16 protein-coding genes are annotated in these 14,392 nt (G+C 51.9%); 11 read left to right on the top strand and 5 right to left on the bottom strand.

The genetic code is table 11. From position 1 onward, the window contains the following. Nucleotides 1–308: 308 nt before the first annotated feature. From ghrA to ACOTZB_RS05040, 4 genes are all read left to right on the top strand, one after another. Nucleotides 309–1,247, top strand: coding sequence for a glyoxylate/hydroxypyruvate reductase GhrA (ghrA, locus tag ACOTZB_RS05055; RefSeq protein ID WP_421626599.1), 939 nt, complete (start codon nt 309–311; stop codon nt 1,245–1,247). A gap of 84 nt (nt 1,248–1,331) precedes the next feature. Beyond that, on the top strand, nt 1,332–2,069 hold the full coding sequence (locus ACOTZB_RS05050) for a phosphatase (RefSeq protein ID WP_421626598.1): 738 nt from the start codon (nt 1,332–1,334) through the stop codon (nt 2,067–2,069). A gap of 21 nt (nt 2,070–2,090) precedes the next feature. Next, the gene (locus ACOTZB_RS05045; RefSeq protein ID WP_029740002.1) at nt 2,091–2,645 is read left to right on the top strand and encodes a TorD/DmsD family molecular chaperone; all 555 of its coding nucleotides are present in this window, start codon (nt 2,091–2,093) and stop codon (nt 2,643–2,645) included. Between the two features lie 96 nt (nt 2,646–2,741). Next, nucleotides 2,742–3,224, top strand: coding sequence for a DUF1097 domain-containing protein (locus tag ACOTZB_RS05040; RefSeq protein WP_421626597.1), 483 nt, complete (start codon nt 2,742–2,744; stop codon nt 3,222–3,224). A 43-nt stretch (nt 3,225–3,267) separates the two neighbouring features. On the opposite strand, the gene csgG is transcribed toward ACOTZB_RS05040, so the two are convergent. The 4 genes from csgG to csgD are packed head-to-tail and all read right to left on the bottom strand — an operon-like array spanning nt 3,268 to nt 5,609. Further along, entirely contained in the window at nt 3,268–4,101 is an 834-nt protein-coding gene (gene csgG, locus ACOTZB_RS05035; RefSeq protein WP_025755858.1) for a curli production assembly/transport protein CsgG, read from the bottom strand. A 26-nt stretch (nt 4,102–4,127) separates the two neighbouring features. Further along, nucleotides 4,128–4,541: a curli production assembly/transport protein CsgF gene (gene csgF, locus ACOTZB_RS05030; protein WP_008500846.1), complete on the bottom strand. Its 414-nt coding sequence runs from the start codon at nt 4,539–4,541 to the stop codon at nt 4,128–4,130. Nucleotides 4,542–4,564: 23 nt separating this feature from the next. Further along, entirely contained in the window at nt 4,565–4,954 is a 390-nt protein-coding gene (csgE, locus tag ACOTZB_RS05025; protein ID WP_421626596.1) for a curli production assembly/transport protein CsgE, read from the bottom strand. 4 nt (nt 4,955–4,958) lie between these two features. Beyond that, entirely contained in the window at nt 4,959–5,609 is a 651-nt protein-coding gene (gene csgD, locus ACOTZB_RS05020) for a biofilm master transcriptional regulator CsgD (RefSeq protein WP_021240790.1), read from the bottom strand. A gap of 764 nt (nt 5,610–6,373) precedes the next feature. Here csgD and csgB point away from each other — a divergent pair. The 5 genes from csgB to ymdB all read left to right on the top strand — a co-directional run bounded on the left by csgB (nt 6,374) and on the right by ymdB (nt 8,851). Then, complete coding sequence (gene csgB, locus ACOTZB_RS05015) at nt 6,374–6,829, top strand: curli minor subunit CsgB (RefSeq protein WP_421626595.1); 456 nt, start codon at nt 6,374–6,376, stop codon at nt 6,827–6,829. A 41-nt stretch (nt 6,830–6,870) separates the two neighbouring features. After that, on the top strand, nt 6,871–7,323 hold the full coding sequence (csgA, locus tag ACOTZB_RS05010) for a curli major subunit CsgA (RefSeq protein ID WP_047650840.1): 453 nt from the start codon (nt 6,871–6,873) through the stop codon (nt 7,321–7,323). Between the two features lie 61 nt (nt 7,324–7,384). After that, a complete protein-coding gene (csgC, locus tag ACOTZB_RS05005; protein WP_202760818.1) occupies nt 7,385–7,717 on the top strand; it encodes a curli assembly chaperone CsgC in 333 nt (110 codons plus the stop codon). Nucleotides 7,718–7,881: 164 nt separating this feature from the next. Further along, entirely contained in the window at nt 7,882–8,202 is a 321-nt protein-coding gene (locus ACOTZB_RS05000; protein WP_421626594.1) for a type 1 fimbrial protein, read from the top strand. A 106-nt stretch (nt 8,203–8,308) separates the two neighbouring features. Next, nucleotides 8,309–8,851, top strand: coding sequence for an O-acetyl-ADP-ribose deacetylase (gene ymdB, locus ACOTZB_RS04995; protein ID WP_421626593.1), 543 nt, complete (start codon nt 8,309–8,311; stop codon nt 8,849–8,851). 33 nt (nt 8,852–8,884) lie between these two features. On the opposite strand, the gene mdoC is transcribed toward ymdB, so the two are convergent. Continuing rightward, entirely contained in the window at nt 8,885–10,024 is a 1,140-nt protein-coding gene (mdoC, locus tag ACOTZB_RS04990) for a glucans biosynthesis protein MdoC (RefSeq protein ID WP_368525000.1), read from the bottom strand. A gap of 254 nt (nt 10,025–10,278) precedes the next feature. Between mdoC and mdoG the strand changes: the two genes are divergently transcribed. Further along, nucleotides 10,279–11,832 (top strand): glucans biosynthesis protein MdoG, encoded by a 1,554-nt coding sequence (gene mdoG / locus ACOTZB_RS04985; RefSeq protein WP_021240787.1) that lies wholly within the window; start codon nt 10,279–10,281, stop codon nt 11,830–11,832. After that, the gene (mdoH, locus tag ACOTZB_RS04980) at nt 11,825–14,353 is read left to right on the top strand and encodes a glucans biosynthesis glucosyltransferase MdoH (protein WP_193804619.1); all 2,529 of its coding nucleotides are present in this window, start codon (nt 11,825–11,827) and stop codon (nt 14,351–14,353) included. Before mdoG ends, mdoH begins: the two co-directional genes overlap by 8 nt. The last annotated feature ends 39 nt before the right edge of the window (nt 14,354–14,392 follow it).

Below are 14,392 nucleotides of genomic sequence, written 5' to 3'. Positions count from 1 at the left end.
GGGGATTCGAACCCCCGATACGTTGCCGTATACACACTTTCCAGGCGTGCTCCTTCAGCCACTCGGACACCTCACCATATTGTCATCCCGTTGTTGCCGGGACGGGCGCTAATGTAAGGAAAAGCCGAACTGCCGTCAACTCACTTTTTCAGTAATTTAGCGCGTTTAGACAAACTTCAGGCAACATGATTCTTAAATGTGCTGAAAGCGTCTTTTTTATCAGCAACACAGTTGCGCTATAAATTTGTTATGCTGACCGTCCAGTGAAAAAGCAAACTAAATCAGCGCAATAAAAGGCAGGAATGACTATGGATATACTTTTCTATCACCCCACTTTTGATACGGCATACTGGATCAAGGCGCTTTCGGCGGCGTTACCCGGCGCACGCGTTCGCGAGTGGAAGCGTGGCGATAATGAACATGCTGACTATGCGCTGGTCTGGCATCCTCCGGTAGAAATGCTCCAGGGCCGCAATCTGAAGGCCGTTTTTGCCCTGGGAGCCGGCGTGGATTCCATTCTGAGCATACTGAAGGCACACCCTGAAATGCTGCCGGAAGACGTCCCACTCTTCCGCCTGGAAGATACCGGAATGGGGCAGCAGATGCAGGAGTATGCCGTGAGCCAGGTGCTGCACTGGTTCCGCCGCTTCGATGACTATCAGGCCTTTAAACAGCAGGCCCGCTGGGAACCGCTTCCGGAGTACCGTCGCGAAGACTTTACCATCGGCATCCTCGGTGCGGGCGTGCTGGGCTCTAAAGTGGCCGAAGCGCTTGCCCCGTGGGAATTCCCGCTGCGCTGCTGGAGCCGCAGCCGCAAGAATTATCCGGGCGTAGAGAGCTTTGCCGGAACGGATGAGCTTCCGGCTTTTCTGAAAGGCACGCGTGTGCTAATAAACCTGCTGCCAAACACGGCCGAAACGGTGGGGATCATCAATGCAGCCCTGCTCAATCAGCTCCTCGACCAGAGCTACCTGATGAACCTCGCGCGCGGGGTCCATGTCGTGGAAGGCGATCTGCTGAAGGCGCTGGACAGCGGAAAGCTCAAAGGTGCCATGCTGGATGTCTATAGCCGTGAGCCGCTGCCCGCGGAAAGCCCGCTGTGGGCGCACCCGCGCGTCGCGATGACGCCGCACGTGGCTGCCGTGACGCGTCCGGCAGAAGCGGTGGCGTATATATCCCATACCATCAGCAAAATGGAAAAGGGTAACGCGGTCACCGGCCAGGTCGACAGACAGCGCGGCTACTGAGAGAAACCCGGCGTTCGCCGGGTTTTTGCTAATATTCGCCGCTGATAACTGCTATCCTTTGGAAAAACCGCAGAGGAGAGAGAGATGTATCCCGTTGACCTGCATATGCACACCGTCGCCAGTACCCACGCGTATAGCAACCTCCATGATTATATCGCCCAGGCGAAGCTTAAGGACATCAAGCTGTTCGCGATCACCGATCATGGCCCGGACATGGCGGATGCGCCGCACTACTGGCATTTTGTGAATATGCGGATCTGGCCACGTCTGGTGGACGGCATTGGGATACTGCGCGGCATTGAGGCGAATATCAAAAATACCGACGGTGAGATCGACTGCACCGGCCCGATGCTGACGTCTCTGGACCTTATCCTCGCCGGTTTCCATGAGCCGGTTTTTCCTCCTCAGGATAAAGAGACCAACACCGCGGCGATGATTGCCACCATTGCCAGCGGTAATGTGCATATCATCAGCCATCCCGGTAACCCAAAGTATCCAATTGATATTCAGGCTGTCGCGCAGGCGGCAGCGAAGCACCGCGTGGCGCTGGAGATTAATAACTCCTCCTTTGTGCACTCGCGTAAGGGCAGTGAAGCCAACTGCCGCGAAGTGGCTGCCGCCGTGCGTGACGCAGGTGGCATGGTGGCGCTGGGCTCAGATTCTCATACCGCGTTTACGCTGGGCGATTTCAGCGAGTGCCTGAAAGTGCTGAATGATGTTAACTTCCCGGAAGCGCAAATCCTGAACGTGACCCCACGCCGCATGCTCGATTTCCTCGAGTCGCGCGGCATGGAGCCGATAGCCGAATTTGCCGATCTTTAATTGTGTAATGGAATCATATAAATGAACGAGTTTTCCATCCTCTGCCGCGTGCTGGGTACGCTCTATTATCGCCAGCCGCAAGACCCGCTGTTGGTTCCGCTCTTTACGTTAATTCGTGAAGGCAAACTGGCGCAGAACTGGCCGCTGGAACAGGATGATTTACTGGAACGTCTGCAAAAAAGCTGTGACATGCAGCAGATTGCGACGGACTACAATGCGCTGTTCGTTGGCGATGAGTGCCGCGTTTCGCCATACCGCTCAGCCTGGCAGGAAGGGGCAACGGAAGCGGAAGTCCGCGCGTTCCTCTCCACGCGCGGTATGCCGCTGAGCGATACGCCGGCCGATCATATCGGTACGCTGCTGCTGGCGGCATCCTGGATCGAAGATAACGCTGGTGATGATGAGAACGAAGCCATCGAAACCCTGTTCGAAACGTATCTGCTGCCGTGGGTCGGGACATTCCTGGGTAAAGTCGAAGCGCATGCCACCTCGCCGTTCTGGAGAACGCTGGCCCCGCTGACCCGCGACGCTATCGCGGCAATGTGGGATGAGCTGGAAGAAGAGAATGAAGAGTGATTTAGATGGCAAAAGTTCTGCAACTCAACATTTCAACTTGCAAGTAATGTGCTGCTGATCTCATTTCTATGGTGCGCTTCTGCTAAGATGCGCGCCATGAACATATTACTTTGTATCGCAATAACGACAGGTATTCTCTCCGGGCTCTGGGGATGGGTGGCCGTGTCTCTCGGATTGCTCAGCTGGGCCGGGTTCCTCGGCTGCACCGCCTATTTCGCCTGTCCGCAGGGGGGCGTCAAAGGGCTCTTTATCTCTGGCTGCACGCTGATGAGCGGTGTTATCTGGGCGCTGGTGATCGTTAAAGGCAGCGCGCTGGCGCCGCATCTGGAGCTGCTGGGGTACGTCATGACGGGTGTCGTTGCCTTTTTAATGTGCATTCAGGCTAAGCATCTGCTGCTTTCATTTGTGCCGGGAACCTTTATGGGGGCGTGCGCGACCTTTGCAGGGCAGGGTGACTGGAAGCTGGTGGTTCCCTCCCTGGCGCTGGGGTTGCTGTTTGGCTATGCCATGAAAAACAGCGGTCTGTGGCTGGCGTCGCGGCGGGAAAAAGCGCAAAACATCACGGCGGTGAGCGAATAAAAAAAGGCGAGATAATCATCTCGCCTTTTTTATGCGCTTCCTGTCAGGATTCCGGAGGGACTGACATATCGCGGTATTTCACCAGGATCGGGTTCTGCACGTCTGCTTTGTTTTGCAGATCCCACAGCCCGCGGTCTATACCGTCGTTGATTAAGAAGATCACGCCGGTTTCAATGGCTGACATCAGGCACATCATGACCGGCTCGTTAGAGGTGTAGCCAATTTCACCTTCCAGCAAACGCTGGTAATCGATGAAGCGGAATACCCCAGCCTGGACTTCATAAGACAGAATGGTTTTGCTGGTGTTCACCGAAGAGAGCACTTCGCCTGTACTGACGTTAACCACACGCAGGTTCACGGCGATTTGGTCAAGCTGGTACTGGGTATCGGCACCGATACCGAAGTAACGTGCTCCCGCACCACCCGATTTAACGTTGCTTTCGTAGCCAATAATCGATCCTTCAATCATCACGTTTGCTGCCGCCAGAGATTGCAGAGGCATGCGGTTATTGTCCGCGACGGTGCCATTTTCCTGGGCGGCACGAATGATTTTGCGTTCATTCAACAGGTTCTGGAGCCCCTGGCGTTCCAGAGGAATAAACCAGTGCGAATCCTTGAGCGCGGTAACCAGCATAGCGGTGGCGCTTTGCGGCACGGCCGTGGAGAAGTTACTTGCCGGGTAAGGTTTAAATTGCCCGGTTTCATCCTGAATGTTGTATACGGAGACAAATATTTTCCCCGTAGGTGAAGGTAAATGCGTTAAATCACGATAACTCTGGGCCCGAGGCATTAATGTAGGTTTTGCAGCTTCTTTAGGTGGAGCAGTTAAACAACCGCTCAATAAGCACACTGCAACAAATATCAGGAAGCGCTGCATGATCGTTGTCCTTATTTAGCTATTGTTTAAAAGTCAGTTGAATTACTTTGTAGACCGGAAACCTGAATGGTGGAGATTCTTCCGGTTTTACGATCGGTCACGTTCAACTGAAGCTGCCCGTCAGTATTGGCGATATCAACGATAAAGTCGTTGGTCACCATCCGGCCGGGTTTACCGGTATTAATGTTGGTCAGTAACCCACCTAAAATCTGCGACTGAATAGCCTGAGTGAAGTTGTCCAGTGCGGACGGGGTGTCAACGCTAAAATCCTTTAAGCTGGGATCCTTATAGGAGTTTTGCGCCTGAGCTTCATTCAGCAGGAACGCGCCATTATTAGGGTTACCGCCAAAGTTAGGGTTACGGAACTGAAACGTCATGTTTCCGGCCCAGCTTATGGGTGTTATCAGCATTATCGAAACAACTGCATATGCAATGCGCATGACAGCCTCCGCATATCGGTTCGCTAGAACTCGTCTTTTGCTAAATCGCTGGTGCTTAATAGGGCTTTATCTATTTGCAGGCGATTAATAGCGTCTTCTGATTGTGCCAGTGCTAAGGCTACGTTTTTATCGAAGTCTATTTTTGTGGGGAATAAAAACGTTTGATAAATAACGTACTGATTAGCCGTTATTGTTATCCAACTTCCCCATCGTGCACTGGGCCGCTCGTTGATTGTTATATTTCCGGTATAAGTACTGTCCCATTTATCACTAAAGGCTCGGTAAAAACTGTGCCCGACCGATGAGACAGTGTGGTCTGTTAACAATCCGGGAACTTCGACCTCGACGGCCTTCAGATTCCCGGTAGCGAGCAGGAAACTCGCTGCGGCGATCCAACTCAACGTGCGCTTCATGTGATTAACGCCTGAGGTTATCGTTTGCCCACGAAACAGCCTGAGTTCGGTTTTTCACAGCTATCTTCTTGAAAAGATTATAAAGGTGCGTCTTTACCGTATTTTCGCTGATAAATAACGAACGGGCGATTTCAATATTTGAAGCACCAATGCGTAACTTGTTCAGGATCTCTTTCTCACGGTGCGTGAGCAGTGCGGACTCTGAACTGTTATAGCGATAATTTCCGGAGTGCGTGATGAGATAGCTGGCAAGCTTTTGCGAAAAATAACACTCTCCGCGCAATATACCTTGCAGGCCCTCTACTACCCGGTCTTCTTCTTCCGTGACGTAGAATACGCCATTGATATGCGGCCAGCTTTCAATATCTCTGAAAGGATATTCATCAGGCGTATTCAACAATAGCACGCGGATATTATTGTTTTTCCTGCTTAAAATATCTTGCCAGTAATGGATAAGCTTTTTATCGGCTTCCATCATATCGAAAAGAATGATGCTGCCAGGTGCAATATCATCAAAAGAACGTTGAATATTATGCAATTTCCCGTTCAGTGATAAAGATTGCTTTAAATGTTGTAATAAAGCTGTCGCTTGCAAAGAAGGTTTTGTGATCAACAGTAATGTATGACCATGTAAACTATGGACTTCATTATACATGATGAAACCCCACTTTTTTTAGGCACCTGGCAGCTGTCCTCCTGTTTATAAGAGGACACCAGAAGTACTGACAGATGTTGCACTGCTGTGTGTAGAATCAGACCATAACCCCCACAGGGAGGAAAATATAAAACCAATTTCGTACATCTAATTTCAATCTAGCTTTTACGAAGTTTAAAGCAAGTGTTAAACGTGTAACAGAATGTAAAAATCAATATTAATTTGTGAAAAATGCTTATTGTTAATGGTAATAATTGATGAAAAAGTTGTACATATAAATAGACGTGCACAGATTTTAAAAATCATACAAATATTTTTATGTAATTGATTTTTAATCTTATTTGTTATTTTTACGTCGCACTAATTAAGTATGAGTTTCAGATTATTTCTAAGCCCGTGAATGGGCTGCTGCCTGGCTTAAGAAAACAGGCGTCGTGTCACGCACTGAGAAAAATCATCTCCTGCCGTTACGTTTAAACAACGCGGGATGACGCCTGGACAGCCTTCATTCCGTTGTACAACCCGATCGCAAGACCTGCTTAATAAAAAATATAAGCTGACCTAATTAAAGTGATTTTTGATGTAAATTACGACTTTGTGATGAGCCGATAAATAAAAATAAGTCGCGCGGGTGAGATATTTAAAATGTTTCAGCGGACATACTCTTCACCGTAACGACGCGTTAACACAATACGAGTCGTTTTAACAAGTAGCATTGGTAAAGGTTTATGGCGTGATTAAATAGCCAGGTCCAGGGTGACAACATGAAAAACACATCGTTAATTATGATGTTTACATTACTGGGTGCGCCTGGATTTGTGACCGCAGCGAATTCAGATTTGGCAAATGCTGAATATAACTTTGCGGTTAACGAATTAAGTCTTTCATCACTCAATCAGGCAGCCATTATTGGTCAGCGGGGCGTTTTCAATAACGCTGAGGTTAGCCAGGACGGTTCAAGACTCTTATCCATTATATCTCAGGATGGGGCGGGTAACAGAGCGAGAGTTGATCAATCAGGGAGTTACAATTTAGCCTGGGTCGATCAGAGCGGTAACGGGAATGATGCAGGTATTACGCAAGATGGATACGGTAATAGCGCGAAAATTATCCAGAAAGGGTCGGGTAACAGAGCAAATATTACGCAGTACGGTACGCAGAAAACCGCAGTTGTAGTGCAGAAACAGTCGCAAATGGCGATTAACGTTATTCAACATTAGCGCTTTCGCGACGACTTTAATCAATCCGATGGGGGTTTACCATGAAATTTATCAAAGTGGCAGCACTTGCAGCAATCGTAGTTTCTGGTAGTGCTATGGCGGGTTCTATTAATCAGGGTGGATGGGGTCATGGACATGGTCACGGTGGATACAGTGGCCCTAATTCAACACTGAATATTTATCAGAACGGTGGCGGTAACTCCGCGGTTGCCCTGCAGACAGACGCCAGAAATTCCGTTCTGAATATTAGCCAGACCGGTGGCTTTAACGGTGCTGACGTAGGTCAGGGTTCAGATGACAGTAAAATCAACCTGACCCAGAAAGGTTTTGGCAACAGTGCAACACTTGATCAGTGGAACAGTAAAAAATCTGTTATGAACGTTAGTCAGTCCGGCGGCTTTAACGGTGCCCTCGTAGACCAGACTGCTTCTAACTCTACTGTCAACGTTACCCAAATCGGCTTTGGTAACCACGCGACAGCTCATCAGTACTGATACTGAAATCTGTGCTACAAAAAAACAGGGCATCAGCCCTGTTTTTTTTCGGGAGGTCATCATGAATACCTTAATTCTCCTTGCCGCGCTTTCCAGCCAGATCACCTTCAAAACGTCACAGCAGGAAAATATGACCACCATTATTCCTCAGGTCACTCTGGCGCAGTCGTGTGATTGTCAGGTTCAGATTGTTTCTTTACGAGAAGGGCAGGGGGGGCAAAGTTCTTCCCGGCAGCAAAACACACTTTTTATACCCGCTAATCAGACGATTGATTTAATGCGCCTGAGTTTAAATATTAATGCGGGGGACACGGTAAAAATCGTTGTCACCGTTTCAGACGGTAAATCGCTACATTTATCACAACAGTGGTCTCCAGCGGAACGTTCGCTATGAAAACGCATTAAATCAATAGGTTGCGAATGTGGCGGGTCTGTGCCGTTGAGCTATGCTGATATCAGGGACCAGGTCGTTATGTTCCGTAACGCGAAACTTCGTTTGCCATAATAAATGAAGCGCGTTTACCCCTCATGGACGATTTTCATTGAGGAGTACCTATAATGAACAACTATTTTGCTCGACTCGTGGCAGGTCTGGGTCTGGTCGTTTCGGCTTTGAGTATCCCGGCTTATTCGGCCACGGTTGTTGACGGCGGTGTCATTCATTTTCGCGGTGCCATTGTCGCCGACCCCTGTGAAGTCACTCCCCAGAAGCAACAGTTGGCAATGTCATGTCCAGATAATAACCGTATGCAAACGCGCATGGTCAGCTATGAAGAGGCGCTTAACGGGAAAGTGAGCGACTCAAATGTGGCAACGCTCAATATGAAATACCTTAATCCTGAAAAAACGGTCGCGGTTGTCGAAATCCAGTATCGCTAATGCGCGCTCTCCCGCCCTGCGATGGATGAGGATTTTTTCTGATAGTTTTTTCTCCCGGTCTCCTCTGCGATACACTTAAGAAAATGGCGGGTTGCAGAGGGGCTTTATGAAACCGCAAATTGAAATTATTAATGGCGATATTACGACGGTACACGTCGACGTCATCGTCAATGCGGCCAATCCATCTCTGATGGGGGGAGGCGGCGTGGACGGGGCTATCCACCGGGCTGCCGGACCGCAGCTGCTGGAAGCCTGTAAAACCGTGCGGCAACAGCAGGGCGAATGTCCTCCCGGTCACGCGGTGATTACGCTGGCGGGCAATCTGCCTGCCAGAGCGGTAATTCATGCCGTAGGGCCGGTCTGGCATGGCGGGGATCAGCACGAAGCGAGTATTCTGGAAGAGGCTTACCGGAACTGTTTGCGACTGGCCGCCGACAACGGTTATAAAACGATGGCGTTTCCGGCCATCAGCACCGGCGTGTATGGTTACCCTAAGGCCGCTGCCGCAACGATCGCTGTAGAAACGGTTTACCGCTATTTGTCGCTAAAACCGCTGCCAGAGAAGGTGATTTTTGTCTGTTTCGACGACGATACCACGCATCTTTATCAGCGGCTTCTCACTCAGCGCAGACAAGAGCTGGAGAGCTGATGTAAACGCGGCGCATCTGATGCGCCGCGTGATTTATGAGGCTTTTGCCTGTGGTTTTCCTGAAAAGAGGAAGCGCAGGAGCGGGATCCGCAGATGGATTTCGTAGAGTACGATTGCCACTCCTACAACAAACACCAGCCCGGTAAAGAAGCCCAGCGTGTTGGAAGCGATGTGCGGTGTGATGTAAGCCCCGAAGAAAAGCGTCAACGGATGATGCACCAGATAGATAAACAGTGACGCATTAACGAAGTAGGTCACGCGACTGGACTTAAAGTTCAGCAAGCGGTGGCCCAGCGCGAATACCACGTTCACCATCCACAGCCCAAGCAGCATAGTGATCACGCTTTCCGTTTCATACATCCAGGCATCGCCGCTGCCGTAGCGCTGATTCAGCAGATAGGCCGCGAACGCGAGGCTTGCCCCCAGCGCGCACCACGGTGACGGGGTGACAAACAGCGATTTAAGCTTCGGATGAATAAAGGCCAGCGCGCCGATTAAAAAGAACGGAATGTAGAACAGGGACTGCATCACCACAAAATTAAATAACCCGTCGCTCAAAATCGGCGGATAGACGATGAGCAGCGTTCGGCGCACGGCGGCATAGGCAATCCCCAATAGCAAGAAGAGCACTGACAGTTTGCCCATCGTAACGTTGGCGAAGAAGGTGTCGGCTTTTGTACTCAGATGATGGCGCAGTCGGCTGAAAATCAACAGGCTCACCGTTGTGAGCACCACCAGCACCAGCAGGAACCACAGGTGAGACACCAGCTCCCAGACCAGCGTATTGTACTTTTCATACAGCGTAAGGTTCGGCCAGTTCTCCGCTTTGCCCTTCACGTACTGCAACATAATGAACTGAGGCAGCGTCAGCAGGGGAATGGCGGTCAGCATGGGGATCCCCACGCGCTCTACGCGCACTTTCCACCAGCGCTTAAGCGGGTATCGCAGAAAAAGCATGTAAGAAAAATAGCCGGATATGACGAAAAACACCTGCATACGGAAGGCGTGAATAAAGTCATTAAACAGCGTCAGCCACCAGGAGGGCATCTGGCTATTCACATGCCAGGTGTGGCTGGAGTAAATCAGTGAAATGTGAAAGGGGATCCCCAATAGCATCAGCCAGGCCCTGATCGAGTCGAGGAAATATTCACGTTCTGTTAGTGTTGTGCTCATATAACGTTGTGCATTCTCAGACTTTTCGTCTTATCCCTAAGACTCATAATGGTTACATTCGAAGCCAACCCTACACCAAGACCGACACCCTGTCTCCAGGATAAGCACGCAAAGTGAATAGCGGGTTCTTTCATTTGCTTATTCCATGAGCCAGCAGCTGAACAAAGCAGTGATAATGTTGTCGGATTGCCTGAGTTTCCATTAAAATGGATCGGATCGATATAAGCACACAAAGGGGGAAGTGCTTACTTATTATGAAACATAAACCACAGATGATGAAAATGCGTTGGTTGGGTGCTGCAGTGGTGTTATCACTGTATACCTCATCGGCACTGGCCTTTAACATCGACGATGTCGCAAAACAGGCAAAATCGATGGCAGGCAAGAGCTACGAAGCGCCGAAAAGTAACTTGCCCTCCGTTTTCCGCGACATGAAGTATGCGGACTATCAGCAGATCCAGTTCAATCACGACAAAGCGTACTGGAGCAATATTAAAACCCCGTTCAAGCTTGAATTTTATCACCAGGGTATGTACTTCGACACGCCTGTTGCCATCAATGAAGTGACGGCAACCGCGGTACGTAAGATCAAGTACAGCCCGGATTACTTCAATTTTGGCAATGTGCAACACGACAAAGATACGGTGAAAGACCTTGGCTTCGCAGGCTTTAAGGTGCTTTACCCGATCAACAGCAAAGATAAAAACGACGAAATCGTCAGCATGCTTGGAGCCAGCTATTTCCGCGTTATCGGCGCGGGGCAGGTGTACGGGCTTTCTGCGCGTGGTCTGGCAATTGATACCGCGCTGCCATCAGGAGAAGAGTTCCCACGTTTCCGCGAGTTCTGGATTGAACGTCCAAAACCAACGGATAAGCGTCTGACCATTTATGCGCTGCTGGATTCCCCGCGTGCAACCGGTGCCTATCGCTTTGTGATTATGCCGGGTCGTGACACGGTGGTTGACGTACAGTCCAAGGTTTACCTGCGTGATAAAGTGGGCAAGCTGGGCGTTGCGCCGTTGACCAGTATGTTCCTGTTTGGGCCGAACCAGCCGTCACCGGCAACCAATTTCCGCCCGGAACTGCACGACTCCAACGGTCTGTCTATTCATGCCGGCAACGGTGAGTGGATCTGGCGTCCGCTGAATAACCCGAAACATCTGGCAGTAAGCAGCTTTGCAATGGAAAACCCGCAAGGTTTTGGCCTGCTGCAGCGTGGTCGTCAGTTCTCCCGCTTTGAAGATTTGGACGATCGCTATGACCAGCGTCCAAGCGCCTGGGTCACGCCAAACGGTGACTGGGGTAAAGGTAAGGTCGAGCTGGTAGAAATTCCAACCAACGACGAAACCAACGATAACATCGTCGCTTACTGGACGCCGGATCAGCTGCCGGAAGCCGGTAAAGAGATGAACTTCAAGTACACCATTACCTTCAGCCGCGACGAAGATAAGCTGCATGCGCCGGATAACGCGTATGTGATGCAGACTCGCCGCTCAACGGGTGATGTGAAGCAGTCTAATCTTATCCGTCAGCCTGACGGTACCGTGGCGTTTGTCGTGGACTTCACAGGCCAGGATATGAAGAAACTGTCACCGGACACCGCCGTTGCCGCTCAGGCCAGCATCGGTGATAACGGTGAAATCGTTGAGAATACCGTTCGTTACAACCCGGTAACCAAAGGCTGGCGTCTGACCCTGCGCGTGAAAGTGAAAGATCCGAAACAGACCACTGAAATGCGTGCTGCGCTGGTCAGTAACGATCAGCCGCTGAGTGAAACCTGGAGCTATCAGCTACCTGCCAATGAATAATACATCTGAATATATTGATGCCATGCCGCTGACGGATATCGAAAAAGCGGCACTGCCAAAGAGCGACATCCGCGCGGTTCACACCGCGCTGGATGGTGAACATCATACGTTTTCCCGTGATGATGATACGCCGCTCGGGTCAGTCAAGGCGCGTCTGGAGCAGGCCTGGCCGGACTCGCTGGCGGAAGGGCAGTTGATTAAAGACGATGAAGGACGCGATCAGCTTCAGGCGATGCCGAAGGCTACGCGTTCCTCTATGTTCCCCGATCCATGGCGCACCAACCCGGTGGGCCGCTTCTGGGATCGCCTGCGCGGGCGTGATGTGACGCCGCGCTATCTGTCGCGCCTGACGAAAGAAGAGCAGGCCTCCGAACAGAAATGGCGTACTGTCGGGACAATCCGTCGCTATATCCTGCTGCTTCTGACGCTTGCGCAGACGGTCGTCGCGACCTGGTACATGAAAACTATCCTGCCTTACCAGGGCTGGGCGTTTATCAATCCGACGGACATGATGGGCCAGGATCTCTGGGTCTCCTTCATGCAGCTGCTGCCGTATATCCTGCAGAGCGGCATTCTCCTGCTGTTCGCGGTCCTCTTCTGCTGGGTCTCGGCCGGTTTCTGGACCGCGCTGATGGGCTTCCTGCAGCTGCTCATGGGGCGTGACAAATACAGTATTTCAGCGTCAACGGTCGGGGATGAACCCCTCAATCCCGAGCACCGTACCGCGCTGATTATGCCTATCTGTAACGAAGACGTTGACCGCGTATTTGCGGGCCTGCGTGCGACCTGGGAGTCCGTGAAGGCGACCGGCAACGCGGAGCATTTCGACGTTTACATCCTGAGCGACAGCTACAACCCGGATATCTGCGTTGCGGAACAAAAAGCGTGGATGGAGCTGATTGCAGAAGTGCAGGGCGAAGGCCAGATCTTCTACCGCCGCCGCCGTCGTCGCGTGAAGCGTAAAAGCGGCAACATCGATGACTTCTGCCGTCGCTGGGGTAACCAGTACAGCTACATGGTTGTGCTGGACGCTGACTCCGTGATGAGCGGTGACTGCCTGAGCGGTCTGGTGCGTCTGATGGAGGCCAACCCGAACGCGGGTATCATTCAGTCTTCGCCGAAAGCGTCCGGTATGGACACGCTGTATGCGCGCTGCCAGCAGTTCGCCACCCGTGTTTACGGGCCGCTGTTTACGGCGGGTCTGCACTTCTGGCAGTTGGGTGAGTCGCACTACTGGGGCCACAACGCCATTATTCGCGTGAAGCCGTTCATCGAACACTGTGCGCTGGCACCGCTGCCGGGTGAGGGGTCGTTTGCCGGTTCTATCCTGTCGCATGACTTCGTAGAAGCGGCGCTGATGCGTCGTGCTGGCTGGGGCGTCTGGATTGCCTACGACCTGCCGGGATCGTACGAAGAGCTGCCGCCGAACCTGCTGGACGAGCTCAAGCGTGACCGCCGCTGGTGTCATGGTAACCTGATGAACTTCCGCCTGTTCCTTGTTAAAGGGATGCACCCGGTACACCGCGCGGTGTTCCTGACGGGCGTGATGTCTTATCTTTCCGCGCCTCTGTGGTTTATGTTCCTCGCGCTCTCCACTGCGCTGCAGGTTGTCCATGCCCTGACGGAGCCGCAATACTTCCTGCAACCGCGCCAGCTATTCCCGGTGTGGCCGCAGTGGCGTCCGGAGCTGGCGATTGCGCTGTTTGCCTCCACCATGGTGCTGCTGTTCCTGCCTAAGCTGCTCAGCATCATCCTGATCTGGTGCAAAGGCTCGAAAGAGTACGGCGGTTTCTTCCGCGTGACCCTTTCACTGCTGCTGGAAGTGCTGTTCTCCGTCCTGCTGGCGCCGGTACGTATGCTGTTCCACACCGTGTTTGTGGTCAGTGCGTTCCTGGGCTGGGAAGTGGTCTGGAACTCACCGCAGCGTGATGACGACTCCACGCCGTGGGGTGAAGCCTTTATGCGCCACGGTTCTCAGCTGCTGCTGGGTCTGGTATGGGCGGCCGGGATGGCGTGGCTGGATCTGCGCTTCCTGTTCTGGCTGGCGCCGATTGTCTTCTCGCTGATCCTGTCGCCGTTTGTGTCCGTGATTTCCAGCCGTTCAACGGTGGGGCTGCGAACCAAACGCTGGAAACTGTTCCTGATCCCGGAAGAGTATTCCCCGCCGCAGGTGCTTGTGGATACCGATCGTTACCTGGAACAGAACCGCAGTCGCTCGCTGGATGACGGCTTCATGCACGCCGTGTTTAACCCGTCATTCAACGCCCTGGCGACGGCAATGGCGACCGCGCGTCACCGCGCCAGCCAGGTGCTGGAGATTGCCCGCGATCGTCACGTTGAGCAGGCGCTTAACGAGACCCCGGAAAAACTCAACCGCGACCGTCGTCTGGTGCTGTTGAGCGACCCGGTGACAATGGCGCGTCTTCACTACCGCGTGTGGTCCGCTCCGGAGAAATACTCTTCGTGGGTGAACTACTATAAGGACGTGAAGCTGAATCCGCTTGCGCTGAAGTCGAAGTAAGCCTTCTCCGTAATAAACAAAATACCGGCTGTGAGGCCG

The sequence above is a fragment of the Enterobacter cloacae complex sp. SHL020 genome, assembly GCF_049236945.1.
Taxonomy (GTDB): Bacteria; Pseudomonadota; Gammaproteobacteria; order Enterobacterales; family Enterobacteriaceae; genus Enterobacter; species Enterobacter dykesii.
This window is presented reverse-complemented; position numbering and strand designations above follow the sequence as displayed.